23 protein-coding genes are annotated in these 24,958 nt (G+C 70.2%); 11 read left to right on the top strand and 12 right to left on the bottom strand.

Annotated features, from left to right (window positions below):
- The first annotated feature begins 77 nt into the window (after positions 1 to 77).
- Positions 78 to 974 (top strand): glycine betaine ABC transporter substrate-binding protein, encoded by an 897-nt coding sequence (locus EHF32_RS12160; RefSeq protein ID WP_137418430.1) that lies wholly within the window; start codon positions 78 to 80, stop codon positions 972 to 974.
- Between the two features lie 102 nt (positions 975 to 1,076).
- Here the strand turns inward: EHF32_RS12160 and EHF32_RS12155 are convergent, their stop codons facing one another.
- Together EHF32_RS12155 and EHF32_RS12150 are read right to left on the bottom strand one after the other, a co-directional pair.
- Positions 1,077 to 1,709, bottom strand: a complete 633-nt coding sequence (locus EHF32_RS12155) for a TetR/AcrR family transcriptional regulator (protein WP_137418429.1) — start codon at positions 1,707 to 1,709, stop codon at positions 1,077 to 1,079.
- Between the two features lie 83 nt (positions 1,710 to 1,792).
- Positions 1,793 to 2,605: a hypothetical protein gene (locus tag EHF32_RS12150; RefSeq protein WP_238343700.1), complete on the bottom strand. Its 813-nt coding sequence runs from the start codon at positions 2,603 to 2,605 to the stop codon at positions 1,793 to 1,795.
- A gap of 155 nt (positions 2,606 to 2,760) precedes the next feature.
- Here EHF32_RS12150 and map point away from each other — a divergent pair, with 155 nt between their 5' ends.
- A complete protein-coding gene (gene map, locus EHF32_RS12145) occupies positions 2,761 to 3,531 on the top strand; it encodes a type I methionyl aminopeptidase (protein ID WP_137418428.1) in 771 nt (256 codons plus the stop codon).
- Between the two features lie 25 nt (positions 3,532 to 3,556).
- Here map and EHF32_RS12140 read toward each other — a convergent pair whose 3' ends face one another.
- The 4 genes from EHF32_RS12140 to EHF32_RS12130 all read right to left on the bottom strand — a co-directional run bounded on the left by EHF32_RS12140 (position 3,557) and on the right by EHF32_RS12130 (position 8,616).
- Positions 3,557 to 4,420 (bottom strand): hypothetical protein, encoded by an 864-nt coding sequence (locus EHF32_RS12140; RefSeq protein ID WP_137418427.1) that lies wholly within the window; start codon positions 4,418 to 4,420, stop codon positions 3,557 to 3,559.
- Between the two features lie 260 nt (positions 4,421 to 4,680).
- Positions 4,681 to 4,815, bottom strand: a complete 135-nt coding sequence (locus tag EHF32_RS16195; RefSeq protein ID WP_267955117.1) for a hypothetical protein — start codon at positions 4,813 to 4,815, stop codon at positions 4,681 to 4,683.
- Positions 4,815 to 7,145 (bottom strand): phosphoribosylformylglycinamidine synthase subunit PurL, encoded by a 2,331-nt coding sequence (gene purL / locus EHF32_RS12135; RefSeq protein ID WP_137418426.1) that lies wholly within the window; start codon positions 7,143 to 7,145, stop codon positions 4,815 to 4,817. The genes EHF32_RS16195 and purL overlap by 1 nt, the downstream gene beginning before the upstream one ends.
- 301 nt (positions 7,146 to 7,446) lie before the next feature.
- Positions 7,447 to 8,616 carry an RtcB family protein gene (locus EHF32_RS12130; RefSeq protein WP_137418425.1) on the bottom strand — a complete coding sequence of 390 codons (1,170 nt, stop codon included), beginning with the start codon at positions 8,614 to 8,616 and terminating at the stop codon, positions 7,447 to 7,449.
- Positions 8,617 to 9,146: 530 nt separating this feature from the next.
- Here EHF32_RS12130 and EHF32_RS12125 point away from each other — a divergent pair.
- The 4 genes from EHF32_RS12125 (at position 9,147) to EHF32_RS12110 (ending at position 13,298) form a co-directional block, all read left to right on the top strand.
- Positions 9,147 to 9,656, top strand: coding sequence for an SMI1/KNR4 family protein (locus tag EHF32_RS12125; RefSeq protein ID WP_137418424.1), 510 nt, complete (start codon positions 9,147 to 9,149; stop codon positions 9,654 to 9,656).
- 264 nt (positions 9,657 to 9,920) lie between these two features.
- Complete coding sequence (locus EHF32_RS12120; RefSeq protein WP_137418423.1) at positions 9,921 to 10,259, top strand: ArsR/SmtB family transcription factor; 339 nt, start codon at positions 9,921 to 9,923, stop codon at positions 10,257 to 10,259.
- Positions 10,260 to 10,306: 47 nt separating this feature from the next.
- Positions 10,307 to 11,287: an SRPBCC family protein gene (locus tag EHF32_RS12115; RefSeq protein WP_137418422.1), complete on the top strand. Its 981-nt coding sequence runs from the start codon at positions 10,307 to 10,309 to the stop codon at positions 11,285 to 11,287.
- Positions 11,288 to 11,570: 283 nt separating this feature from the next.
- Positions 11,571 to 13,298: a DEAD/DEAH box helicase gene (locus tag EHF32_RS12110; protein WP_137418421.1), complete on the top strand. Its 1,728-nt coding sequence runs from the start codon at positions 11,571 to 11,573 to the stop codon at positions 13,296 to 13,298.
- 572 nt (positions 13,299 to 13,870) lie between these two features.
- Here EHF32_RS12110 and sufU read toward each other — a convergent pair.
- The 3 genes from sufU to EHF32_RS12095 form a co-directional block, all read right to left on the bottom strand.
- Positions 13,871 to 14,332: a Fe-S cluster assembly sulfur transfer protein SufU gene (sufU, locus tag EHF32_RS12105; RefSeq protein ID WP_137418420.1), complete on the bottom strand. Its 462-nt coding sequence runs from the start codon at positions 14,330 to 14,332 to the stop codon at positions 13,871 to 13,873.
- Positions 14,329 to 15,606, bottom strand: a complete 1,278-nt coding sequence (locus EHF32_RS12100) for an aminotransferase class V-fold PLP-dependent enzyme (RefSeq protein WP_137418419.1) — start codon at positions 15,604 to 15,606, stop codon at positions 14,329 to 14,331. Before EHF32_RS12100 ends, sufU begins: the two co-directional genes overlap by 4 nt.
- A 193-nt stretch (positions 15,607 to 15,799) precedes the next feature.
- Positions 15,800 to 17,764: an APC family permease gene (locus EHF32_RS12095; protein ID WP_238343851.1), complete on the bottom strand. Its 1,965-nt coding sequence runs from the start codon at positions 17,762 to 17,764 to the stop codon at positions 15,800 to 15,802.
- 226 nt (positions 17,765 to 17,990) lie between these two features.
- Here EHF32_RS12095 and EHF32_RS12090 point away from each other — a divergent pair, with 226 nt between their 5' ends.
- On the top strand, positions 17,991 to 18,716 hold the full coding sequence (locus tag EHF32_RS12090; RefSeq protein ID WP_137418418.1) for a Pr6Pr family membrane protein: 726 nt from the start codon (positions 17,991 to 17,993) through the stop codon (positions 18,714 to 18,716).
- Here the strand turns inward: EHF32_RS12090 and EHF32_RS12085 are convergent, their stop codons facing one another.
- Entirely contained in the window at positions 18,717 to 19,604 is an 888-nt protein-coding gene (locus EHF32_RS12085) for a hypothetical protein (protein WP_137418417.1), read from the bottom strand.
- A 109-nt stretch (positions 19,605 to 19,713) separates the two neighbouring features.
- Here EHF32_RS12085 and EHF32_RS12080 point away from each other — a divergent pair, with 109 nt between their 5' ends.
- The 3 genes from EHF32_RS12080 to EHF32_RS12070 are packed head-to-tail and all read left to right on the top strand — an operon-like array spanning position 19,714 to position 21,250.
- Positions 19,714 to 20,121 carry a YbaB/EbfC family nucleoid-associated protein gene (locus EHF32_RS12080; protein ID WP_137418416.1) on the top strand — a complete coding sequence of 136 codons (408 nt, stop codon included), beginning with the start codon at positions 19,714 to 19,716 and terminating at the stop codon, positions 20,119 to 20,121.
- A complete protein-coding gene (locus tag EHF32_RS12075; protein WP_137418415.1) occupies positions 20,118 to 20,450 on the top strand; it encodes a hypothetical protein in 333 nt (110 codons plus the stop codon). Before EHF32_RS12080 ends, EHF32_RS12075 begins: the two co-directional genes overlap by 4 nt.
- Complete coding sequence (locus EHF32_RS12070) at positions 20,447 to 21,250, top strand: hypothetical protein (RefSeq protein WP_137418414.1); 804 nt, start codon at positions 20,447 to 20,449, stop codon at positions 21,248 to 21,250. Before EHF32_RS12075 ends, EHF32_RS12070 begins: the two co-directional genes overlap by 4 nt.
- A gap of 25 nt (positions 21,251 to 21,275) precedes the next feature.
- On the opposite strand, the gene EHF32_RS12065 is transcribed toward EHF32_RS12070, so the two are convergent.
- Positions 21,276 to 22,490 carry an amidohydrolase gene (locus tag EHF32_RS12065; protein ID WP_137418413.1) on the bottom strand — a complete coding sequence of 405 codons (1,215 nt, stop codon included), beginning with the start codon at positions 22,488 to 22,490 and terminating at the stop codon, positions 21,276 to 21,278.
- 99 nt (positions 22,491 to 22,589) lie between these two features.
- Positions 22,590 to 24,263, bottom strand: coding sequence for a glycoside hydrolase family 13 protein (locus EHF32_RS12060; protein WP_137418412.1), 1,674 nt, complete (start codon positions 24,261 to 24,263; stop codon positions 22,590 to 22,592).
- Positions 24,264 to 24,382: 119 nt separating this feature from the next.
- On the opposite strand from EHF32_RS12060, the gene EHF32_RS12055 reads away from it, so the two are divergent.
- On the top strand, positions 24,383 to 24,916 hold the full coding sequence (locus EHF32_RS12055) for an adenine phosphoribosyltransferase (RefSeq protein ID WP_137418411.1): 534 nt from the start codon (positions 24,383 to 24,385) through the stop codon (positions 24,914 to 24,916).
- Positions 24,917 to 24,958: the final 42 nt, after the last annotated feature.

Below are 24,958 nucleotides of genomic sequence, written 5' to 3'. Positions count from 1 at the left end.
ACTCGCGAGCGGCCGTCGACACTCGACGTGCCGTACCGACCTTGTCCGCGACAGCACGCGGACGGAGAGGACTGCAGATGACTGTCACCAAGAAGAACCTGACCGTGGGCATCGCCCTCGCGGGCGTGGCCGCCCTCGCCCTGACCGGCTGCTCGGCCGCCGGCGATGCGGGCGAAGGATCGGGCGATCGCCCCATCACGATCGCCGTCTTCAACGGCTGGGACGAGGGCATCGCCGCGTCCGAGCTGTGGAAGAACGTGCTCGAGGAGCAGGGCTACGAGGTCGAGCTGGAGTACGCGGACCCGGCAGCGGTCTACACCGGTATCGCGAACGGCGACTACGACCTGACCCTGGACACCTGGCTGCCGCTGACCCACGCCCAGTACATGGAGACCTACGGCGACGACCTGGTCGACCTCGGCGCCTGGAACGATGAGGCCAAGCTGACGATCGCCGTCAACGAGGATGCTCCCATCGACTCGCTCACCGAGCTCGCCGACAACGCCGATGTCTTCGGCAACCGTCTCGTCGGCATCGAGGCCGGATCGGGTCTCGTGACCGTCACGCAGGACGAGGTCATCCCCGGCTACGGCCTGGAAGGACTCGACTTCGTGACCTCCTCGACGCCGGCGATGCTCACCGAGCTCCAGGCGGCGACGGATGCGGGCAAGGACATCGCCGTGACCCTGTGGCGTCCGCACTGGGCCTACAACGCCTTCCCGCTCAAGGACCTCGAGGACCCGGACGGCCTGCTCGGTGACGCCGAGGGCATTCACACGGTGACGTCGTCGAACTTCAAGGACGACTTCCCCGAGGTGAACGACTGGCTCTCGTCGTTCAAGATGGACAACGACACCCTCTACTCGCTCGAGGATGCGATGTTCAACTCCGGTGGCAGCGGCAACGACTACGCCCCGGCGGTCGCCGACTGGATCGCCGAGAACCAGGCGTGGGTGGACGCACTGACGTCCTGACGATCGTCGCCGAACGCGCCGCATCCTCCGGGGTGCGGCGCGTTCTGGCGTTCAGTGCGTCCTTGCGTTCGACGCGCTCTTGCCTTCCGCGCGTTCTGGTTCTCAGTGAGCGCTCTCCTCGGCGAGGAGGGCGAGCTTGCGGACCGAATCGCGGAACGCGGCCTCCGTGGCTTCCACGTCGCCCGTGCCCGTGGTGTCGGAGATGAGCGACTGGAACGCGGAGACGGCGACGAGCACCGTCAGCGACGCCTCGCGCATGATCGACGTGTCGGTGTCGGCGAGCCTCCGGCGCTCCGGATGCGCCGCGAGCCACGGCACGAGGAACGCCGTCAGCTCCGTGGTCAGCGACAGGAAGGGCGCGAGGATCGCGGCCTGCGTGTCGGGTTGCTCCAGCAGCATCCGATTGCGTCCCTCCGCCACCACCGCGTTGATCTGCGCATGCCCGATCGAGGCGATGATCAGGCGGAAGACCGCCGTGGTGAGCGGGACGTCCGCCGACATCTCGATGATGACGGCGGCCTGCTCGGCCGGAAGCAGGTGCAGCGAGCGGCCGAAGAGCGCTGTCTCGCGGGAGCTCATGTAGTTGAAGAACGTACTGCGCGACACGTCGGCGCGCGTGCAGATGTCGGCGACCGTGACCTTCGCGTGGCCGCGCTCGAGGGCGAGCTCGACGGCCGCGATCTCGATCGCGTTCTCGGTGTCGCGCTTCTTGCGTGCGCGCAGTGACTCGGGCATGGCTCCTGAAGTGAAAGATGGACGTGGTATATCTTTGGACTGCGTCCACGTTAGGCGGTCTGCCTGGGACGACGTGGCCTGCGTTACGGACGTGAGCGTTGCTGGGGGGCGTCGCGGGGGCCCGGGGGCATCGGCGGTTCGCGTCGGTGCCCCTCTTCATCCGATCCGGGCGCTGATGACGGCGGCCCGGCTTCAGAACCCGCCGGCTCGTCCCGGGCGGCGGTCGCCGGCAGCTCGAGGGCGACGCGTCGCTCGAGTTCGTCGATCGCCGCATCGGAGAGGGAGATCAATCCGTCGAGCTCTTCGCGCACACGCCGGTACGCGAGCTGGCGCTCGGCGGGGGTCGCCGCCTCGTCCACCGCGACGGAGAGCAGCTGTTGAGCCGTGTCGAGGCGCTTGCGTTCGGATGGCGTGAACCCGGCGTCGCGTACGCGTCGCGCCTCGCGTTCGGCGACGTCGAAAGCCACCTCGTAGTCGGTGACGGCGTTCTGATACGCGGTCAACTCGGCCGCGGAGATCTTGGCATCCGCCGATGCTGGCCGCATCCGATCCGCGACACGCTTGGCGCGCAGGAACGCGGCCGTGAGCTCCTGGCGCCCGTCGCTCATGGCGGGGTAGGCGATCATCTTCGTGACGTCGAGCTCGTACTCGAGCCAGCGCGCTGTGGTCGCGTCGTGCTCGGCGAGAGTGCGTTCGAGTGCGGACGCCGTCGGCTCCGGTCGTGGCTCGACGGGCGCCTGCGGGATCGCTCCGCTTCTGGCGCGGATGAGTTCGAGCCGCCTCTCGTGCCGCCGCTTCGCGCCTCGCTCCCACGCGCGGGCGGCGCCGCCGGCGACGCCGATGAGAGGGAAGGCGAGCCACCAGTTGTGCTGGAGGAACGCGAACAGCTGGTCCACTTCTCCATGTTAGGAGCCGGGGCGGGCCGATCGTGGGTCAGGAGGCGGGAGCTCGCCGTGTCCCCGGCGCTGCGCCGGCCGCATCCGCCCGGAGTCCGTCGAGCGAGAGGCCGATGACCGGGCCACGGCGGCGACCATGGAGAATGGTTACTGCCATGATCGAGATCTTCACGCCCGCCGAGGTCGACCGCGCACGCCGGACGGGCGCTCTCGTCGGTCAGATCCTCGACACGATCCGCTCGCGCGTCGTGCCCGGCACCAATCTGCTCGAGATCGATGCCTGGGCGAAAGAGATGATCCTCGGCGCCGGTGCCGTCTCGTGCTACGTCGACTACGCGCCCTCGTTCGGCCGTGGGCCTTTCGGCCACTACATCTGCACGGCGGTCAACGACGCCGTCCTGCACGGCATGCCGCATGACGAGCGCGTCGCCGACGGCGATCTGCTGACCCTCGACCTCGCCGTCACGCTCGACGGCATCTCCGCGGATGCGGCGGTGAGCTTCATCGTCGGCGAGGCCCGCCCCGCCGAGAGCGTCGCGCTGATCGAGGCGACCGAGCGTGCGCTCGCCGCGGGTATCGCGGCCGCGAAGCCCGGCGCCAAGGTGGGCGATCTGTCCCGCGCGATCGGCACGGTGCTCAAGCAGGCCGGTTACTCCGTGAACGTCGAGTTCGGTGGCCACGGCATCGGTACCACGATGCACCAGGACCCGCACGTTCCCAACGCCGGGCGCCCGGGGCGCGGCTTCGTGCTGCGTCCGGGCCTGCTGCTCGCGCTCGAGCCGTGGGTCATGGTCGACACGGATCAGCTCGTGACGGATGACGATGGCTGGACGCTGCGCAGCGCCACCGGATGCCGCACGGCCCACACCGAGCACACGATCGCCATCACGGAGACCGGCGCGGAGATCCTGACGCTGCCGCGCTGACGGCGGAACGGGTTCTCCCGCCGGCTCAGGAGCGAGGCTCGCGACCGGTGTCGCCGCTGCGGCGCGGCACGGGCCACACCGCACGAACGACGCGCTCCGTCGTCCCCGGCGACTCCTGGTCTCGCGGCGCATGCCTCGGCGTCTCCGGCGCGGGTGGCAGGGGCTCGGTGCGGATGACGCGTGGCGTCTCGGATGCGGCAGCGCTTCCGCGCGGCGGAACCTCGGTGCGCCGACGCCCACGCTCCGCGGAGGCCCGCAGGGCGGCGGTCTCGGCGGCGGCGAACGCTTCGTTCAGCTCACGGACCGCCGCGGCGTAGGCCACGAAGTCCGCGGGATCCATGCGCGTCGCGCCGCTCGGCGGGCGCAGCCATTGCGCCCGCTGCATCGCCTGCAGGTAGGCGGCCGTCGCCGGGTGGTGGGGATCGCTCATCTGCGGCACCGCGATCGCGAGCTCCACGTCGGTCTCGTACTCGAGCCAGCGCGCGGCGATCGCGTCGTGCTCGCGCACGATCCGCGCCAGCGGGAGTTCGGCGTCGCGGGCAGCCAGCTGCGCGCGTTCCGCCTTCACCCGCGTGCGCGCGGCGCGCAGCAGCAGCGTCGCGGTGCGCTGCGCCTCGCGCGCCTGGTTCAGCGCGCGGCGCGCCTCGGAGTGCGAGGCGCTGCGGGTGGCGCGAGCGGCCTGAACCTCGGCCTGCGCGGCACGTGTGCGGGCTCGGGCACTGAGCAGTTCACGGACCGCGTGCTGCTCCTGGTGTCGGGCCGCATCCAGCGCCAGACGACGCGCCCGGCGCCGCCCGGTCGTCGCCGCGACGTATCCGACGGTGCCGGCACCCGCCGCAGCGGGGGCGGTCCACCACCAGACCGCGAGGAACTCGAGCAGGGGTCCCACATCTCCATGCTACGGCGCGACAGGACGGACGGCCGAGGGAAAGCGGCGGATGCAGGCACAGCCGGGGTGGGCGGCTCCGTCGGCCCGGTCGACGCGGCCGGCGGGTCGGCGTGTGCACGGCGGGCGGACCGACGTCTGCACGGCGAACGCCACGGATGCCGCCTCATGCGTCTCTCGAGTTCACGTCCGCACCACGAGTCGTGCAGATGTCGCGGTAGAAGCACGCAGAGCCCCGCCCGAACGGACCGCGCCGATCCGCTTCAGCCGAAGAGCAGAGCGAGGACGGTCGAGCCGCCACCGACGAGCACGAGGGCGATGATGGCCACCCAGGCGACGACCTTCATGCGCATCTGGCGCTTGTCGGCGAAGCCCTCGTACTCCTCGTCGTCGTTCATCAGGCGTCCTCGGTCACCGTCGGGCCGAACACGGCGGGCAGCGTCGCACGCGAGCGCTCCCGCAGCTCGGAGACCGACAGGGTGAACACGTCCTGCACCTCGAGCACCGACTCGCCGTCGCCGGAATCGGTGACACCGATGCGCAGCACGGGGTAGTCGCGCCCGTTGCACAGTCCCCGGAACTTCACGTCCTCCTCGCGCGGCACGCTGACGATGACGCGACCGGTCGACTCGGAGAAGAGGGCGGATGCGGCATCCACCCCGTCGCGCTCCATGATCTCGGTGAGCCAGACGCGCGCCCCGACGCCGAAGCGCATGACGCCCTCGGCGAGGGCCTGCCCGAGGCCGCCCTCCGAGAGGTCATGGGCGCTGGAGATGAGTCCCTGGTCGCCGGCGGCGCGCAGCAACTGGGCAAGACGCTTCTCGGCGGCGAGGTCGACCGCCGGCGGACGGCCGCCGAGGTGGTCGTGCACGACCTGGGCCCATGCCGAGCCGCTCAGCTCGTTGGCCGTGACGCCCAGCAGGTAGAGGTTCTCGCCGGCATCCTGCCAGCCGCTCGGGATGCGGCGGGCGACGTCGTCGATGATGCCCATGACGCCCACCACGGGGGTGGGGTGGATCGGGACGTCGCCGGTCTGGTTGTAGAAGCTGACGTTGCCGCCGGTCACGGGGATGCCGAGCTCGAGGCACGCGTCGGACAGGCCCTCGACGGCCTGCGAGAACTGCCACATGACCTCGGGGTTCTCGGGGCTGCCGAAGTTGAGGCAGTCGGTGACGGCGGTGGGAGTGGCGCCTGTGACGGCGACGTTGCGGTACGCCTCGGCGAGGGCCAGCTTCGCGCCCTGGTACGGGTCGAGCTGGCAGAAGCGCCCGTTCGCGTCGGTGGCGATCGCGAAGCCGAGGCCCGACTCCTCGTCGACGCGGATCATGCCGGCGTCGTCGGGGAAGCTCAGCGCGGTGTTTCCGAGCACGTAGTAGTCGTACTGGTTCGTGATCCACGACGTGTCGGCGAGGTTGGGGCTCCCGAGCAGCTGCAGGAACTGCTCGCGCAGCGCCGCCGCGTCGGTCGGACGCGCCAGAGCGGATGCGGAGTCCGCCTGCAGGGCGTCGATCCACGTCGGATAGGCGACCGGACGCTCGTACACGGGGCCGTCGACGGCGACGGTCGAGGGGTCCACGTCGACGATCTGCTCGCCGTGCCAGAAGATCGCGAGGCGGCCGTCGCCGGTGACCTCGCCGAGCACGCTCGTCTCGACCTCCCACTTATCGACGACGGCGAGGAAGGCGTCGAGCTTCTCGGGGGCGACGATCGCCATCATCCGCTCCTGCGACTCCGACATGAGGATCTCTTCGGGAGTCAGCGAGGGGTCGCGCAGGAGAACCTTCTCGAGGTCGACCCGCATCCCGGAGCCGCCGTTCGCCGCCAGCTCACTCGTCGCGCAGGAGATGCCGGCGGCGCCGAGGTCCTGGATGGCCTCCACGAGCTCGTCGCGGTAGAGCTCGAGGCAGCACTCGATGAGCACCTTCTCTGCGAACGGATCGCCCACCTGCACGGCAGGGCGCTTGGTCGGGCCGCCGTCGGCGAACGTGTCGGAGGCGAGGATGGAGGCACCGCCGATTCCGTCGCCACCGGTGCGGGCGCCGAAGAGCACGACCTTGTTGCCGGGGCCTGTCGCGTCGGCGAGCTTGAGGTCCTCGTGGCGCAGCACACCCACCGCGAGGGCGTTCACGAGCGGGTTGCCCTGATACACGCTGTCGAAGACGGTCTCGCCGCCGATGTTCGGAAGGCCCAGGCAGTTGCCGTAGAAAGAGATGCCGCTCGTGACGCCGTGGACGACGCGGGCCGTGTCGGGGTTGTCGATCGCGCCGAAGCGGAGCTGGTCCATGACGGCCACCGGGCGCGCCCCCATCGAGATGATGTCGCGCACGATGCCGCCGACACCGGTGGCGGCCCCCTGGAAGGGCTCGATGTAGCTGGGGTGGTTGTGCGATTCGACCTTGAAGGTCACCGCCCAGCCCTCGCCCACATCGACGACGCCCGCGTTCTGGCCCATGCCGACCATGAGCCGCTCGCGCATCTCGTCGGTGACCTTCTGGCCGAACTGGCGGAGGTAGATCTTGCTCGACTTGTACGAGCAGTGCTCGCTCCACATGACCGAGTACATGGCCAGCTCGCCGCTGGTGGGGCGACGGCCGAGGATCTCGCGGATGCGGTCGTACTCGTCGGGCTTGAGGCCCAGAGCGGCGTACGGCTGCTCGCGTTCGGGCGTGGCTCGAGCGTTCTCGACGGTATCGGCGGCAGGACGCGAGGCGGTGGCGGAAGTGGTCACGCGGCTGAGCTCCAGGGATCGGGGTGCCGGACCTGCTCAGTCTAGTTGCGGGCGCGGCTCACCGGGGTGCGGGCCGGCGGGCCGGTGGTCGCCTGCGGTCCGGTCCGGCGGTCCGGCGCGGCCCAACTCCTGCAGAACGTGCCGTCCGTGGTGTTCGCGGGCCGGGCATGCGGATTCTGCAGGAGTTCGTGCACGTGGTTCGCGGCCGACCGGCGCATGCCCGACTGCCGCACCCCCGGCTCGCCTGTCACAGATCGACGCGGAACGCGCGATCTGTGACAGGCGAGCGGGGCTGATCGGGTCAGTCGCCCTTCACGTTGACGAGCTGGCGCAGCGAGTGCCGGATCGACACGAGCTCCTCCGCATCCGTCATCACCCGGTCGATCGGCTTGTAGGCCTGCGGGATCTCGTCGACGAAGGCGTCCGTGTCACGGAACTCGATGCCGACCATCGCCTCCCGCAGCTGGTCGTGCGAGAACGTGCGGCGCGCGGCGGAACGGGAGTACTCGCGACCGGCGCCGTGGGGCGACGAGTTGAGCGAGACCGGGTTGCCGAGCCCTTCGACGACGTACGACGCCGTGCCCATCGACCCGGGGATGAGGCCGAGCCGGCCCGCATCCGCCTGGATCGCACCCTTGCGCGACACCCACACCTCTTTACCGAAATGGCGCTCGGGCTGCGTGAAGTTGTGGTGGCAGTTGATCCGCTCGTGCTCGACGACGTCCTCGCCGAGGAACTCGCCGAGCTGGCGCGCGACGCGGTCCATCATCTCCTCGCGGTTCAGCAGAGCGAAGTGCTGCGCCCACTGCAGCTCGCGGATGTACCGCGCGAACTCGGGCGTGCCCTCCACCAGGTAGGCGAGGTCGGGGTCGGGCAGGTCGATCCACCACTGCTTCGCCAGCCGCTGCGCGACCGCGATGTGGTGCGTGGCGATCTTGTTGCCGATGCCGCGCGAGCCCGAGTGCAGGAACATCCAGACGCGGTCGAGCTCGTCGACCGAGATCTCGATGAAGTGGTTGCCCGACCCGAGCGATCCGAGCTGGAGTCGCCAGTGGCCGACGTACGAGGCCGGGTCGAAGCCGGATGCGGCAGCTTTCTCCTCGAGCTCCGCGATCCGCGGCGCGGCGGTGGCGACGACCTTGCGGTTGTCGTGGCCGGCCGAGAGGGGGATCGCCCGCTCCATCGCCTCGCGAAGCGGCGCGAGGTCGCGGTCGGCGAGCTGCGAGAGCCCGAACTGGGTGCGGACGGCGATCATCCCGCATCCGATGTCGACACCGACGGCCGCCGGCATGATCGCGCCGAGCGTCGGGATGACCGAGCCGACGGTCGCGCCCTTGCCCAGGTGCGCGTCGGGCATCAGCGCGATGTGCGGGTGGATGAACGGCATCCGTGACGAGGTGCGCGCCTGATCGAGGGTCTTGTCGTCGATCAGGCTCGCCCACGACACGAGCCGTGCGGAGAGCTTCTCCATGATTCCTTTCCTTGCGTGGGATGGACCAGCCGGTCCGGGTGTTCTCCCCGCGGAAAGAAAACGCCCCGGACCTTTCGGTGCGGGGCGTGGGACGAAATCGTCACATGCTGCGCGCCGGAGGGTACGACTCGTAGCGGCCGCTGCGCTTCGAGAAAAGCTGCAGGGCCGCGTTCTGACGCAGGCCTTCGCGTGCGTGCATGGGTCGGTCTCCTCGGCTGATGCCGCACCGGATGAGGCACAGCCCTCCGAGGTTAGGGGTGCGGCGGATGCGGCGTCAACCGTGCGGGGTGCTCGGATGCCGGCTCGCGCGGCACGACGCACGTGGTGAGCAGGGCCCGCGTGCCCGGCGTCCCCAAGTCGGTGTCGTGCGCAACTCCTGCAGAACGGGGCGTGCGTCGCCTCCGAACGACCGCGAGGCGGATTCTGCAGGAGTTCGGACACCCGGATGCGGCGTCGGTAGTCGCGCGGGACCTCCGAGTCGCGCGGCCACGCTGCGGATCTTCCCGCGTCTCGCGCCGGAGAATGGATGCGTGGACATCGCCGAACTGCTGGAGCACGCACGACTGCGCGCGGACTGCGTGGTGTTGCCGCCGGTCTCGCTCCCGCTCGCCCGTCGGGACGACGAGCGCCTTCCCGACGGGGTGAGGGAGTTCTACGAAGGCTGCGGGGGAGCCGTGCTGTTCGCCGGGCAGGCTCGCGAGCTGACCGTCCTGCCGCCGGACGAGGTCGTCCCCGCGAATCCGCTCATCGTCGGCGACCCGGTCGAAGCGGATGCGGTGAGCCGGGCCGCGTATCTGATCGCCCGCACTCCCGGTGGAGATCACCTCACCGTCGACATGTCCGTGCCGCGCGGTGGCCGGGTCTACGACAGCTTCCACGAGCTCCACGGCGTCGCGGGCGAGTGGCCGGTGGTCGCACCGTCGTTCGCGGACTTCCTGACCGAGGTGTGGGAGGCGCCGGGCGCGCTGCCCTACTGGTTGCCGGAGTCCGGACCCGAGGGGCGCGTCTTCCCCGACGCATACGACGACACGGAGGGGTGAGCAGCCTCCTCGTGAGCGCCGAGGGGGAGGCCGAGGCGGAGGCCTTCGACGGTAACCTCTGACGCGGCGGCGGAGCTGCGGCTCCACGCGCGGCGACGCGTCTGCTGAGCCGCCGCGAGCCGAACTCCTGCAGAATCCGCCGGGCTGCGGCTCATCCCGCCCGTCACGCCGGTTCTGCAGGAGCTCGGGCGCGCTCGGAGGTCGCCTGCGCTGCGGACACCCACCTCTTGCGTCGCCCGCATCCGCACGCTAACGTGCAACCAAATGGTTGTACAAACGGAACTCAGCGACGCCGAGGTGGACCGGATCTTCCGGGCCCTCGCCGATCGCACGCGTCGCGACATCCTGCGGCGCACGATCGAGGCCGAGCAGTCGGTCTCCGCCCTCGCGGCCGTGTACGACGTGTCGTTCGCGGCCGTCCAGAAGCACGTCGCCGTGCTCGAGACCGCGCGCCTGGTCACCAAGCGCGCCGAAGGAAGGGAGCGGCTCGTGAGCGCCGATCCCGCAATGATCGCCCGCGCCCGCCTGCTGCTCGCCGAGTACGAGCAGCTCTGGCGATCGCGCATCTCCCGCCTCGACGATCTGCTCGCCGAAGAGCCCTGACCCGGACGCGGCACCGGCCGCATCCGCCGAACCCACCTGGAGATCCCATGCCCGTCACCGCCGTCACGCACGACCCCGAAGCGCTCACCATGACGCTCGTCGCCGATGTCGACGCCCCCGTCGAACGCCTCTGGCGTGCCCTCACCGACCCGCGTCAGCTGGAGCGCTTCTGGGGCCCGCCCGGATATCCCGCGTCCTTCACCGTGTTCGACTTCGCCGTCGGCGGCACCGCGCGCTACACGATGACCAGTCCTCAGGGCGAGCCGTACAGCGGGGCGTGGGAGTTCGTGGCGATCGACGAGCCCCTGATGTTCGAGGTGCGTGACATGTTCACGGATGCGGACGGCGTTCCCGTCGAGGGGATGCCGGTGCAGCACATGACCTTCACCTTCGCGCCGACCGAGACCGGCTCGCGTCTGACGAACGTCTCGCACTTCGACTCGATCGAGGCGCTCGAACAGGTCATCGCGATGGGCGCCGTCGAGGGTTCCACCCTCGCGTTCAACCAGCTCGACGCGGTGCTGCAGGAGCTGCGGGCGTACGCCGAGGGCAAGGGCACGCGCACCGGGATCCTCGGCGATCAGCACGTGCGCATCACCCGGCTCATCAACGGTCCGCGCGACGTCGTCTGGCGGGCGCACACCGAGCCCGAACTCGTCCGGCGGTGGCTGCTCGGCCCCGACGGCTGGACCATGACGACGTGCGAGATCGACCTCGTCGCCGGCGGCGACTACCTCTACGCGTGGGCGCCCGGCGCGGGTGTCGTCGGCGAGCCGTTCGGCTTCGACGGGCAGACGCAGCTCGTCGTGCCCGAGCGGCGCTGGGTGACGACCGAGCACATGACGGGGACCGATTTCCCCTCGACCACGAACGACCTCTCGCTCTACGAGGAGGACGGCGCGACGCTGCTCACCCTCCTCATCGAGTATCCGGATGCGGCCACGCGCGACATGGTGCTCGCGACCGGCATGACCGAGGGCATGGAGGCCAGCTACGCTCGCCTCGAGCGCGAGGTGCTCGGCGGCTGAGACGGCGGACGACGGACCGGGCTGCGGCGGCATCGGCCGCCGGCCCGGTCCTGTCTTTCCGGGCGGGAGGACCGTGAGAAGACCGGCGCTTGCCGGATGCGGAATGCACCCGCATCCGCCGGTGTTAGGGTTGTGTGTCGCCTTCGGGCGGCTGCGTCGTCGATACGCGTGCTCCGCCTCCGGGCGCTGGGCCCTCTTCTCGAGCGGCGAACCGATGCGCGAATCCGCGCCGTCGCCCCGTCTTGCGATCACGATCGATCGCCTCATCCGAAAGCACTTCTTCATGCCTTCTTTCCTTGATCTCGGCGTGCCCGCGCCGCTCGCCTCCGTCCTCGCCGCCTCGGGCAAGACCGAGCCGTTCCCCATCCAGCAGGACACCCTGCCCGACGCGCTCGCCGGTCGCGACGTGCTGGGCCGCGGCCGCACCGGCAGCGGCAAGACGATCGCGTTCTCGCTGCCGATGGTGGCGCGCCTCACAGGCGTCTCGCGCACCGCCGGTCGTCCGACCGGCCTCGTGCTCGCCCCCACCCGTGAGCTCGCGACGCAGATCGCCGCGACCCTCGCGCCGCTCGCGGCCGCCGTGGGTCTGAACGTCACCACCATCTTCGGCGGCGTCAGCCAGAAGCCGCAGGAGCAGGCGCTGCGCGCCGGCGTCGACATCGTCGTGGCCTGCCCCGGTCGCCTCGAAGACCTCATGAAGCAGGGCGTCATCCGCCTTGACCGCGTGCAGGTCGCCGTGCTCGACGAGGCCGACCACATGGCCGACCTGGGCTTCCTCCCGGGCGTCACGCGCATCCTCGGCGCGACGCCGACCGGTGGCCAGCGACTGCTCTTCAGCGCCACGCTCGACCGCGGCGTCGACACCCTGGTGCGCAAGTTCCTCCAGAACGAGGTGCGCCACGAGGTCGACGAGTCCAGCGTCCCCGCAGCCGCGATGACCCACCGGGTCTTCCACGTCTCCGACGACGACAAGAACGATCTCGTCGAGCGCCTCGCGTCCGGAAACGGCCGCCGCATCCTCTTCACGCGCACCAAGCACCAGGCGAAGAAGCTCGCCAAGAAGCTGACGTCCGCCGGCATCCCCTCGGTCGATCTGCACGGCAACCTCTCGCAGAACGCGCGTGAGCGCAATCTCGCCGCCTTCGGCGCGGATCCGGATGCGGGCGGCGTGCGCGTGCTCGTCGCCACCGACGTCGCCGCCCGTGGCGTGCACGTCGACAACGTCGAGCTCGTCGTGCACGTCGACCCGCCCGCCGAGCACAAGGCGTACCTGCACCGCTCCGGCCGCACCGCGCGCGCCGGCGCCGAGGGCACGGTCGTCACCGTCGTGCTCGACTCGCAGCGTCGCGACCTCGCCGACCTGCTGCGCAAGGCCTCGATCTCCGCTCCCCTCGAGCGCGTGGACGCGTCGCACGCCGCCGTCTCCGAGCTCGTCGGTGCGCCGGCGCCGCTGGTGAAGCCGTCGCCCGTCACCGCGCCCTCGCAGGGCGGCCGCTCCGGCGGTTCGCGCTCGGCTGGTGCGTCGGGACGCTCTGGTGGTACGAGCCGTTCGGGCGCCGCGTCGGGTCGTCCGGGAGCCGCTCCGGCTCGTTCGGGCGCCGCATCCGGTCGCTCGGCCGGCGCAGGCCGTTCGGGCGCCGCGGCCGGTCGCTCCGCGGGCGCTGCTGCCGGTTCAGGTCGTTCCGGTGGTCGTACGGATGCTCCCGTCCGGGGTGCCGCTCCCGCCGAGGCGCGTCACAGCGCCGCGGCCGAGCGCACGCCGAACCGTCGCGCCGGACGCCCCCAGGGCCACACGGCCGAGAACGTGGCGCCGCGCGGCGGACGCACGATCGGCGACTCCGTGAGCGAGCAGCAGCGCGCCTGGGTCGAGTCGCTCGCGCGGGGCGGCGATGCCGCATCCGGTCGTGCGGGCTCCGAGCGCTCCGCCGCGGGTGCGGGCGCTGGTTCGGCCGATGCACCGCGTCGCCGGCGTCGCGGCGGCCGCGGTCGCTCCGGAGGCTCCGCCGCCTGACCCACGGGTCACTCTTGAGGACTCGCCGGACTCCCCCGACAGTGCTCGGCGCCTTCGGGCTCGCCGGGGCAGTCTGTCCGTGACCGCGCCACGTCTCCGCATCCGCCCCCGTCATCGACGGGCGCTTTTGCGCAGACGTGGCGCGGTTGCGCATGTGCGTCGCGGTGCGGAACCGGGGGCGAGCCCGCGCTCAGCGGGGTCCGTCCGCGCTCAGCGGGGTCGGTGCTGTCTCGGCGGGGTTGGTGCTGTCTCGGCGGGGTAGGCGGGCATCCGCCACAGTTTTCCGCATCCGCCACAGTCATTGACTGTCGCTGTTGCGCAAAGGTGTGGCGGTTGCGCACATGCGTCGCAACTCGGGCACCAGGAAGCGCCCAGCCCAGCGGGACCTCCGCTGGTGGCGCGGTGCGATCCGCCACTGTCTCCATCTGTCGCCAGCCCGCATCCGCCACAGTTCTCCGCATCCGCCACAGTCATTGACTGTCCCTGTTGCGCAAAGGTGTGGCGGCTGCGCACATGCGTCGCAACTCGGGCATGAGGGGGGCAGGGGCCACCCAGACGTGTCGGACCCGGGGTCAGGCGCGGGCGAGGGTGTCCTCGAGGGCGACCCAGGCGAGCATCGCGCACTTGACGCGGGCGGTGAACTTCGACACCCCGGACAGCGCCGCGGCGTCGCCGAAGGTCTCCTCGTCGAGCGCCACGGTTCCGCGAGAGCGCAGCGCCTCACGGAAGCGCTCGATGCGCTCACGGGCCGCATCCGCTGTGAGGGAGCCCTCCTCGTCGATGATGTCGTCGACGAGCGATGCCAGCATGGATGCGGATGCCTGCGAGATCGAGCACCCCGCGCCGGTGAAGGTCACGTCGCGCACCGTGCCGTCGTCGTGCAGGCGCACCCGCAGTTCGATCTCATCGCCGCAGATCGGGTTGCGCTGATGCGACGTCGCCGTGCGCCCCTCGGCCTCCGCCATGGGCGTGCCGTGCGGATGCTTGGAGTGGTCGAGGATGAGCTCCTGATAGAGCCCGTCGAGCCCGCTCATGCGTCCGCTCCGAAGTAGGCGCGCACGTCGCCGACCGCGCCCAGCAGGGCGTCGACGTCGGCGTCGGTCGTGAACACCGAGGCGGAGGCCCGCACGGATGCGGTGAGCCCGAACCGCGCGTGCAGCGGCTTGGCGCAGTGGTGCCCGACGCGCACGGCGATGCCGCGGGCGTCGAGGAACTGGCCGACATCGTGCGCGTGCACACCGTCGACGTCGAAGGCCGCGATCCCGACGCGGTCGGCATCGGAGGTGTCGCCGAGCAGCCGGATGCCGGGGATGTCCCTGAGCCCTGCCATCATGCGCCGCCCGATGATGCGTTCGTGCTCATGCACCGCCTCCATGCCGAGCGCGTCGAGGTAGTCGACGGCCGCCGCGAGGGCGACGGTCTGCGACACGGGCTGCGTGCCGGCCTCGAACTTCTGCGGCGGCGGCAGGAACTCGGCCGCATCCTTCGTCACGGTCGTGACCATCGACCCGCCGGTGAGGAACGGCGGCAGCGCCTCGAGCACCTCGCGGCGCCCGTAGAGCGCGCCGATGCCGTACGGGCCGAGCATCTTGTGACCGGAGAACGCGGCGAGGTCGACGCCCAGCGCGGGCAGGTCGAGCGCCAGGTGCGGCGCGGACTGGCAGGCATCCATGACGGTGAGCGCGCCGACCCCGTGCGCCAGTGCGACGAGCTCGGCGACCGGGTTCACGATGCCCAACACGTTCGACACGTGCGTTAACGCCACGACGCGTGTGCGGTCGCCGATGAGCGCGGCCGCCGCATCCAGATCGAGGGTGCCGTCGTCATGCACGGGGATGTGGCGCAGCACGGCGCCTGTGCGCGCGGCGAGCTCCTGCCACGGGATGAGGTTCGCGTGGTGCTCGATCTCCGTCACGACGATCTCGTCGCCCGGGCGCAGCGCCAGGGCAGCGGATGCGGCGGATCCACGCCCCGCGGTCGCATTGCCGATCGAGTAGGCGACGAGATTGAGCGCGAGGGTCGCCCCGCCGGTCCACACCAGCGTCTCCTCGTCGGCGCCGACGAAGCCCGCGACCCGGGCGCGCGCGTCCTCGTACAGCTCCGTCGCTTCGGCGGCGAGGGTGTGCGCCCCCCGGTGCACAGCGGAGTTGGCGCGCAGCAGGAAGTCGACCTCCGCGTCGATCACGGCGCGGGGCTTCTGGCTGGTGGCGCCGGAGTCGAGGTAGACGAGCGGCGCGTCGCCGATCTTCTGCTCGAGGATCGGGAAGTCGGCGCGCAGGGCGGCGGCGTCGAGGGGGGAGGAGCTCACCCCTCCAGGCTAGTTGTGCCGCGGGCGCCCGGCTCCGCGCCCGGCGCGGCGGCTGCGGCCCCGCATCCGTCGCCCGTGCGTCGGAGAAACCCGCGGATGTCGGAGGTTCCGGCGTGAAACCTCCGACATCAGGTCGATTCTCCGACCTGAGCGCGGCCGCCGCGGACGTGCTGGCCGCCGCGGCGGGCGCGGGTCAGTTGCGGCTCTGGCCCTCGCCGTGGCGCGCGACGCGGACGGTGCGCGTGGTGGGGCGTCCCGCACGTTCCTGACCGGGGAGCGGCCTCGAGCGGCGGCCGTAGATGACCTCGGACGAGTCCAGCAGCCATGGCACGAGGGTGATCGTGACGCCGTGCACGAGCATGAGCTGCTGGGCGATGCGGCGGGCGCGGCGGTTGTGCAGGAAGCTCTCCCACCAGTGACCGACGATGTACTGCGGCAGGTAGACCGTGACGACCGCCGGTCCGTGCTTCTCGCGGTACTTCTCGATGAAGGCGATGACCGGCTGGGCATAGGTGCGGTACGGCGACTCGACGATCACGAGCGGCACGGGAGGGCGGTGGTCCTCCCATTCCTTCTGCACCGCATCCGCCGACTCCTTGGTGACGGCGACGTGCAGGGCGATCGTCTTGTCGTGGCGCGCGGCGAGGGCGTAGTCGATGGCCTTCGCGACGGGCTTCTGCAGGCGCCCGACCAGCACGATGGCGACGTCACCGGCGGCGCCGAAGTGGGTCTCGTCGTCGTAGGTGATCTCGTGCTCGACGTCGCGGTAGTAGCGGTGCACGCCGATCATCAGGATCGACAGCACGGGGATCGCGAGGAAGACGAGCCAGGCGCCGTGCGTGAACTTCGTGATCGTGACGATGATGAACACCGCCGCGGTCAGCCCCGCACCGAGTGAGTTGATGATCAGGCCCGAGATGATCTCGCGTCGCTCGAAGCGACCCGAGTGCTGCTGGCGTGCATCGGCGGGCAGCCGGTTCAGCGCTTGGAGCTCTCGCCGCCAGTGGCGCACCATTCCGATCTGACCGAGCGAGAACGAGACGAACACGCCGATGATGTACAGCTGGATGAGGGTCGTCAGATTCGCCTCGGACGCGATGAGCACGACGATGGCCGCAAGCCCCAGCAGGATCATGCCGTTGGAGAACACGAGGCGGTCGCCGCGCGTGTTCATGGCCTTCGGGGCATATCCGTCGCGCGCGAGCACCGCGCCCAGCAGCGGGAACCCGTTGAACGCGGTGTTGGCCGCGAGCAGCAGCACGCAGGCGGTGGCCGCCTGGATGATGAAGAACGGCACCGAGTTCATCCCGAAGGTGGCGGCCGCCACCTGCGCCATGAGGCTCGGCTGCGGCTGTGTGCAGTCGAATCCGATGAGGTGGCACGGGTTCTCCGCGTAATGCACGCCGGAGACGAGCGCGAGGACGGTCAGACCGGAGAAGAGCAGGATGGCGACGGCGCCCATCGCGACGAGGGTGCGCTGCGCATTCTGGACTTTGGGTCGGCGGAAGGCCGGCACGCCGTTCGAGACCGCTTCGACACCGGTGAGGGCGGAACAGCCACTGGAGAACGCGCGGAGGATCAGCAGGATGACGGCGGCCTGGCTGAGGCTCTCCGCCTGCACGGAGAATGCGGCGCTGGAGGCGACCGGCGCATCGCCGAGGATCATGCGGATGATGCCGGTGACGATCATGAGCGCGACGGATCCGATGAAGATGTACGTCGGCAGCGCGAAGGCGCGCGAGGCCTCGCGCACGCCGCGGAGGTTGACGATCACGATGAGGATGACGAAGCCGACCGCCAGCTCGATGCGCCAAGGGTTCAGCCCCGGCAGCGCGGAGATGATGTTGTCGACGCCCGAGGCGACCGAGACGGCGACCGTCAGGATGTAGTCGACCAGCAGCGCCGAGGCGACGATGACGCCGGGGATCTCACCCAGGTTCGTTCGCGCCACCTCGTAGTCGCCGCCGCCCGACGGGTACGCCTTGATGAGCTGGCGGTACGAGAGCACCACCACGATGAGCAGCACGACGACCGCCGCCGCGATCCATGGGCTGAAGGCCAGGAACGAGAGCCCGCCGATCATCAGGATCATGAGCAGTTCCTGCGGCGCGTAGGCCACGGAGCTCAGCGCGTCGGACGCGAAGATCGGCAGCGCCATGCGCTTGCGCAGGAGATGGTCGTCCGCATCCGTGGACGCGAGAGGGTCCCCGATCAGCAGGCGTTTCGCGATAGGGGAGTCCGGCGCCGGTTCGGCACTGTCGTTTGCCACGACGCGCGACACTACGCCGATCGCTCAGGCCGCGCAACGCGAGCGAGGGGTGTTTGCCATGCCGTCATCGTTCCGTGATCATCCGCGGCTCGGGCGCCGACCTACGATGTAGCGCATGCATGTGCCCGATCGCCGCGTCGCCCTCGCCTACCGTCTCATCGCGGCGGTCCTCATGGCGTGGGGGATCGGGCGGGTCACCGGCATCCTGGACGGACGACCCAGCCCCGTCGAGTTCCTCTATTACACGGTGCTCAGCAACCTGCTCTGCCTCGTCTGGATGGTGGTCCTCGTCGTTCGCACGATCGCCGACCTTCGCGCGGACGGACCGCGCGGTGCGTCGACGCCCTCCCCGCGCTTCTCGCTCGCCGTGGCCTTCGCGATCACGGTGACGATGCTGATCTATCTGATCGTGCTCGTGCCCGAGACGTACACCCAGGGCAACGGGTATCAGCCGTTCACGCTGACCGACAACCTGATCCACATCATCACGCCCTCGCTGGCGATCGCCGACTGGCTGCTGTTCGTGCCCAAGGGGCGCAGCCGGTGGTTCGATCCGCCCCTGTGGACGCTCATCCCGTACGTGTACCTCGCGTTCGCGTTCATCTACGGGGCCGCCGGCGGTCGGTTCGCCGGCGGGGGTCAGTACCCGTACCCGTTCATGAACGTCGACCGTAACGGGGTCGACGGGGTCGTGCTCTGGATCGTGGGTCTCACACTCGCGCTCGAGGTCGTCGCGTACGTCTACGTCCTCATCGACAAAGGACTCGGCGCCTTGGACCGGCGGATGCGGCGGGCGGCCCCCCTCGGTGCGACGGCGGATGCGGGCGCCGGGCGCGATTGATCAGCGCAATGCGGAGACGATGATCGATGCGCCGCCCGCCACGACGCCGCCGGCCAGAACCAGAGCCCACACCACCCACGTGCGCCGGAAGTTGACGGCGAGTTCGTTCGAGCGCATGGGGAGTGCCGCCGGCTCAGGGATCGGCGCGTTGCCGTCCGTTGTGGCCGGGATCGGTGCGCTCGCGTAGGGGGGCTCGTTCGGAACGGGTGGGCGGGGCGATGCGATGGGGGCGCTCGGCTCGGGGAGCCGGCCCCCCAGGCGGGCGCGCAGCGCGCTGATGAGGGTGAGCACCCGCTGCCAGACGGCAGGGTCGGGGACGGCGAGCGGATGCGGCGCGTAGAGGAACAGTGATCCGCCGGCGATCTCGACATGGAAGCCGAGCGTGCCGTCGTCCAGGAGCGCTTGCATCTCGTCGTCGAACAGCCAGTCCGCCCACGCGAATGCGCCGGGATCGGCGTACAGCAGGAATCGGTCCTGGTTCTTGAAGGGCATGGGCCGGACGTCGGGGAGTGAGGGCAGCGGTGAGCGGGGAGCGAGCTGCTGGTTCACGAGCACGAGAGGCGGTGCCCCGGTGTCCAGCTCCAGGGCGACGTAGCCCCAGCTCTGCGTGAACTGGTTGCCGACCGCGATCTCGGTGTAGAAACTGTTGCCGATCTCGGTCAGCGGCGGTCCGGGGATGCGCACGATGTTGACCGAACGTTGCATGAAGCGCGGCTTGCCGTTCCGATCACGGAAGATCGTGCCGGGGAGCGGCTGAGCGACGGCGAGCGGATAGTACGGCCACCCGTTGTCCTCCGCGAAGATCTGCACGATCTGCGCCAGAGGGTTCCAGTCCACGACGGGCGCGGGCGGCTCGTAGAGGGGCGCATAGTTCACCGGAGCGGTCACGAGGACATTGTGCCCCGCGCTCCTCGGTGTGAACCACGGCTTATGCACAAGGGCAGCCCAGGACAGATGCTGTCTCTGTACGATCGGCGCTGTCGGAGGAGGGGGACACATGGACCAGACGGCAGCAGAAGAGGTGCGCGAGGCACTGCAGCGCATCGATGAGCAGGTTGCGCAGGCGGCCGCTCACGCTGACGAGATGCAGCTTCTCGCTGCGCAGATCTCGGAGCTCAGCGCTGAGGTGAGCTCGCCGAGGGGCGAGGTATCGATCACCGTCGATGTCAGCGGTCGGTTGACCGACCTCCGGTTCGACGACTCCGCCTTCGATCTCACGCCGCGTGAACTCTCGGCGCTCGTGCTCGACGCGGTCGCCGAGGGCTATCGGCGCACGAGTACGGCGAGTGTCGACCTCGCCGAAGCGACGCTCGGCCCGCAGTCGCCGACCGTCGCCCATCTGCGCGACGGGGTGGAAGCCAACGCACCGCGAATCAATCGGCCCGACGAGGGGACGATCCGATGAGCTACGAGATCGCCATCGATTGCGATCAGCTGGAGAGCCACGCGCAGAAGATCGACCGCATCGCCGACTCGCTGGATGACCCGATCGGTGCAATCACCTACATGACGCTCGGCGCAGACGCGTACGGAATCATGTGCGCCATGGCGGCGATGCCAACGAACGCCATGGGTGCCGGGGCCGGCGCGTCGCTCGTCGCGACGCGCGCGCTGCTGCGCCGATCAGCCGACATCGTTCGCACGATCTCGCGGGATTTCGCGACGTGCGAACGCGAGAACATCGACTCGATCCGCATCATGGAAGCCCGTCTCGACGGGGTGGTACAGGTATGACTCCGGTGGGCTACGGCGGACTGTTGACCAGCACGGCAGCGTCGAACATGAACTCGCTCATCGTGGCTCCAGAGGCACCGGGCTGGATGGACGGCGTCGGACCCTTCGAAGACGGGTACAACCTGGCCAACGGTCTGATGAGCGGCGACTGGGTGGGCGTCACCCTCTCGGGAGCATCCGTCGTGGCGACGGGCGTGGATGCGGTGCTCAATCCGATCTCCTGGCTGATCTCGCTCGGAGTCGGGTGGATGCTCGAGCATCTCTGGCCGCTGAAGGACTGGCTCGACCAGCTCACCGGTGATCACAGGATGGTCAGCAGTTACGCCCAGACCTGGGGCAACGTGTCGACCGCGGTCAACGGTGCAGCGAACGAGTTGAACGCGAGCATCGGCGATCTGCAGGGCCTGCAGGGCTTCGCGATGGACGTGTACCGCAAGTTCCTTGCCACGATGGCGAGCACGCTGCACACGGCGTCGGCCGCCGCGCAGGGCGTCGGTGTCGCGGTCGAACTGCTCTCGACGATCGTGAAGGCCGTGCACGACATGGTGCGCGACGTGATCAGCGATGTCGTCGGTTTCATCGCCCAGAGTCTGATTCTGGGCGCGGCGACCCTCGGAACGGCGGCGCCCGTCATTGCTGGCCAAGCGGCGACGAAGACGGCCAAGTGGGCTGCGCTGCTGGCCGAGTTCATCAAGGATCTGATCACGTCAGCCGCGACCTACACCGACCTCGCCAAGACGCTCAAGGAGATCTACGACCGAGTGACCGAGACCCTCGACGGCAAGCTCGGCGCCGCCTGAGCCCGGCGCCGGACCGTGGCTCGGGTCAGCCCAGCCACTCGCGCGCGGCGATGACGAGGTTCTCGACGCCGCGCTCGATCGTGGGATGAAGGACCGGGGCGAAGAAGGGCGAGTGGTTCGTCGGCACGTCGCGGTCGATCGTGCCCTCGGCGCTCGCGCGGGCGAACAGCTCCGGGTCGATGCCGCCCCAGAACCAGAACACGAGCGGCACGCCCGCCTCGCGCGCGAACCAAGAGACGTCCTCGCTGCCGGTGAACATGCCGGGGTCGACGACCGCCGCGTCGCCGTAGGCGCGTCGGAAAGCCGCCGCCAGCCGGGCGGTCGCGTCGGCGTCGTTGATCGTCGGCGGCAGCGTGTGGTCGGTGACGATCGTGGGAGGTACCTCGGCACCGGAGGCATCGGCCTCGGCGCGGACGATCCGCTCGACCCGTTCGAGCACGCGTTCCCGCATCCCGTCGTCCGCGTAGCGGAGGCTGAGCTGCAGCGTCGCCTCGGCGGGGATGATGTTGTGCTTGAGTCCGGCGTGGATCGATCCGACCGTGACCACGGCGACCTCGCGCGGGTCGACCTCGCGTGAGGCGACCGTCTGCAGGCGCATGATGGCCGCGGCGGCCATGACGATCGGGTCGATCGTGGCGTGGGGACGCGAACCGTGGCCGCCGCGTCCGTGCAGGGTGACGGTCAGCCCGTCCGACGCCGCCATCTGGGTTCCGGGTCGTACGCCGATCGTCCCCGCAGGCAAGGGCGTGACGTGCTGACCGAGCACGATGTCGGGCCGCGGGAAACGATCCAGCACGCCGTCGGCGATCATCGCCTTCGAGCCCGCGCCGAACTCCTCGGCGGGCTGGAAGACGGCGACGACCGTTCCCGACCATTCGGATGCGGTCGCCACGAGCCGTTCCAGCGCACCCAGGAGTGCGGTCACGTGCATGTCGTGGCCGCACGCGTGCATCACCGGCACGTCCGCGCCCTGCGGGTCGACGCCGCGCGCCGTGCTCGCGTACGCGAGGCCGGTGCGCTCGGCGACGGGCAGGCCGTCCATGTCGGCACGCAACCAGACGACCGGCCCGTCGCCGTTGGCGAGCGTCGCCACGACGCCGGTGCGGCCGACGCCCTCGGTGAAGGGGATCCCGAGCGTCTCCAGCGTGCGGGCGATCACGCCCGCGGTGCGCGTCTCCTGGAACGACAGCTCGGGGTGGCGGTGCAGGTCGATGTACAGCGCTTCGAGGTCCAGGGTCATGTCCCGACCCTACTCGGGAGCCCTGAGCGATCGGATCCCCCGCCCACACGAGCACGCCGGCGACCCGGGAGGGTGCGCCGGCGTGCTCGTGATCGACGATCAGGCGGCGGCGAGCCAGACCGCCGTGTCGGCGGGAAGCTGACGTCCCTCGAGCGGCTCGCTCGAGACGAGGATGTCGCCGGCGGGAAGCTCGATCACGTCGTCGCCGAGGTTGGCGATCACCGTGACGTCGCCGCTGCGGAAGGCGAGCACCGTCTCCGGGTAGCCGTCGAGCCAGGTGAAGGGGGCGGCACCCAGGCCGTGCGCCTTCCGCACCCGGAGCAGATGCGTGTAGAGCGCCAACGTCGAGTCGGGATCGTGCTGCTCCACGTCGCGCGCGTGCTGCGCCCACTCCGCGGGCTGCGGCAGCCACGATGCGCCCGTGCCGTTGAAGCCGTAGGCGGGGGATGCGGCCTCCCACGGGATCGGGACGCGGCAGCCGTCGCGGCCGTACTTCTCGTGGTTCGTGCGGAACCACGTCGGGTCCTGGCGCGCGTCGTCGGGGATGTCGATGACCTCGGGCAGCCCGAGCTCCTCGCCCTGATAGATGTAGGCGGAGCCGGGCAGGGAGAGCATGACGGCGGTGGCCGCGCGGGCGCGGCGCAGGCCGAGTGCGGGGATCGGCTGGGCTTCGGAGAGCGGTCCGATGCCTTCGCCCTGCGGGCTCTCGGCCGAGAGGGCGAGGCGCGAGGCGTGACGGATCACGTCGTGGTTCGAGAGCACCCATGTGGCCGGGGCGCCGACCGCGGGGAACGCTCGCAGCGAGTCGCTGATGACCGTGCGGAGGGCGTCCGCATCCCACGCCGTCGTCAGGTACGGGAAGTTGAACGCCTGGTGCATCTCGTCGGGGCGCACCCACAGCGCGGTCTTGTCGGGCGTGGGCAGCCACGCCTCGGCGCACAGTGCGCGGTCGCCGTCGTACTCGGCGAGCACCTTGTGCCAGTCGCGGTAGATCTCGTGGACGCCGGGCTGTCCCCAGTAGGGCACGTCGTCCTCGTCGCCGCCCATCGAGTCGCCGTCGGCGGGCGGCGTGTAATCCGGCAGGCCGTCCTTCTTGATCATTCCGTGGGCGACGTCCACCCGGAATCCGTCGACGCCCCGGTCGAGCCAGAACCGCAGCACGCCGCGGAAGTACTCCTGCACCTCGGGGTTGGTCCAGTCGAAGTCGGCCTGGCTCACGTCGAAGATGTGCAGGTACCACTGGCCCGGGGTGCCGTCGGCCTCGATGACGCGCTCCCACATCCCGCCGCCGAACACGGACTCCCAGTTGTTGGGCGGCAGCTCGCCGTTCTCGCCCTTGCCGTCGCGGAAGATGTACCGCGCGCGCTCGGGGCTGCCGGGGGCGGCGGCGAGGGCCTGCTGGAACCAGACGTGCTGGTCGGAGGAGTGGTTGGGCACGAGGTCGACGATGACGCGGATGCCGAGGCCGTGCGCCTTGGCCAGCATGGCGTCGAAATCGTCGAGGGTGCCGAACAGCGGGTCGACGTCGCAGTAGTCGGCGACGTCGTAGCCGGCATCCTTCTGGGGCGAGACCATGAAAGGGCTCAGCCAGATCGCGTCGATGCCCAGCTCGGCGAGCGAGTCGAGGCGGGCGGTGATGCCGGGGAGGTCGCCGATGCCGTCGCCGTTGGCGTCCGCGAACGAGCGCGGATAGATCTGGTAGATCACGGCAGTGCGCCACCACTCGGATCCGGGCGCGGCGATCACGGTCGAGGCATCGTGCGTCGAGGTCATGCATCCGATGGTACCGGGTGTGATCGTATCGATTCGAAGCCCGGCTTTCCGTGGGCGATTCGTGGTTCGCCCGGTTCTGATCGCGGCGATGGTCACGGTGCGCCGACTACCATCGACGGGTGACCCCCTCGAATTCCGCCGCGCTCGAGCGCGCCGAAAAGCTCATCGCCGTCATCCCCGACTACCCGGAGCCCGGCGTGCTCTTCCGCGACATCGCGCCGCTGCTCGCCGACGGTGAGGGCCTTCGTGTCGTGATCGACGCGATGCTCGAGCCGTTCGCCGGTACCTACGACGTGGTCGCCGGTATCGAGGCGCGCGGGTTCCTGCTGGCCGGAGCCGCGGCCATCGCCGCCGGTGTGGGTCTCGTGCCGATCCGCAAGGCGGGCAAGTTGCCGCGGCCGGCCGCATCCGTCGACTACGCGCTCGAGTACGGCACCGCGACGATCGAGATGCACGACGACATCGCCCCGGGAACGCGTGTGCTTCTGCTCGACGACGTTCTCGCGACGGGTGGCACGATCGCCGCGGCGCGCGACCTGGTGGAGCGGATCGGTTGCTCCGTGGCCGGCGTGGCGGTGCTCATGGAGCTCGACGCTCTGGGCGGCCGGTCGGTGGCCGGGCACGACGACCTGCACTCCGTGTTCCACGCCTGAGAGCCGTGTTCCGCGCCTGGGAACCGCGGGACGCCACCTCGT

This window comes from Microbacterium sp. RG1 (genome assembly GCF_005347485.1).
Taxonomy (GTDB): domain Bacteria; phylum Actinomycetota; class Actinomycetes; order Actinomycetales; family Microbacteriaceae; genus Microbacterium; species Microbacterium binotii_A.
The sequence above is the reverse complement of the archived record's forward strand: the minus strand, read 5'-3'. Positions and strand labels throughout refer to the sequence as shown.

What these genes read in the sequence shown, in the direction of transcription:
- EHF32_RS12160 (WP_137418430.1), top strand. Translation starts at nt 78, where the DNA reads ATGACTGTCACCAAGAAGAACCTGACCGTGGGCATCGCCCTCGCGGGC.
- EHF32_RS12155 (WP_137418429.1), bottom strand. Translation starts at nt 1,709, where the DNA reads ATGCCCGAGTCACTGCGCGCACGCAAGAAGCGCGACACCGAGAACGCG.
- map (WP_137418428.1), top strand. Translation starts at nt 2,761, where the DNA reads ATGATCGAGATCTTCACGCCCGCCGAGGTCGACCGCGCACGCCGGACG.
- EHF32_RS16195 (WP_267955117.1), bottom strand. Translation starts at nt 4,815, where the DNA reads ATGAACGACGACGAGGAGTACGAGGGCTTCGCCGACAAGCGCCAGATG.
- EHF32_RS12130 (WP_137418425.1), bottom strand. Translation starts at nt 8,616, where the DNA reads ATGGAGAAGCTCTCCGCACGGCTCGTGTCGTGGGCGAGCCTGATCGAC.
- EHF32_RS12120 (WP_137418423.1), top strand. Translation starts at nt 9,921, where the DNA reads ATGGTTGTACAAACGGAACTCAGCGACGCCGAGGTGGACCGGATCTTC.
- EHF32_RS12115 (WP_137418422.1), top strand. Translation starts at nt 10,307, where the DNA reads ATGCCCGTCACCGCCGTCACGCACGACCCCGAAGCGCTCACCATGACG.
- EHF32_RS12110 (WP_137418421.1), top strand. Translation starts at nt 11,571, where the DNA reads ATGCCTTCTTTCCTTGATCTCGGCGTGCCCGCGCCGCTCGCCTCCGTC.
- sufU (WP_137418420.1), bottom strand. Translation starts at nt 14,332, where the DNA reads ATGAGCGGGCTCGACGGGCTCTATCAGGAGCTCATCCTCGACCACTCC.
- EHF32_RS12095 (WP_238343851.1), bottom strand. Translation starts at nt 17,764, where the DNA reads ATGGCGCTGCCGATCTTCGCGTCCGACGCGCTGAGCTCCGTGGCCTAC.
- EHF32_RS12090 (WP_137418418.1), top strand. Translation starts at nt 17,991, where the DNA reads ATGCATGTGCCCGATCGCCGCGTCGCCCTCGCCTACCGTCTCATCGCG.
- EHF32_RS12080 (WP_137418416.1), top strand. Translation starts at nt 19,714, where the DNA reads ATGGACCAGACGGCAGCAGAAGAGGTGCGCGAGGCACTGCAGCGCATC.
- EHF32_RS12075 (WP_137418415.1), top strand. Translation starts at nt 20,118, where the DNA reads ATGAGCTACGAGATCGCCATCGATTGCGATCAGCTGGAGAGCCACGCG.
- EHF32_RS12070 (WP_137418414.1), top strand. Translation starts at nt 20,447, where the DNA reads ATGACTCCGGTGGGCTACGGCGGACTGTTGACCAGCACGGCAGCGTCG.
- EHF32_RS12065 (WP_137418413.1), bottom strand. Translation starts at nt 22,490, where the DNA reads ATGACCCTGGACCTCGAAGCGCTGTACATCGACCTGCACCGCCACCCC.
- EHF32_RS12060 (WP_137418412.1), bottom strand. Translation starts at nt 24,263, where the DNA reads ATGACCTCGACGCACGATGCCTCGACCGTGATCGCCGCGCCCGGATCC.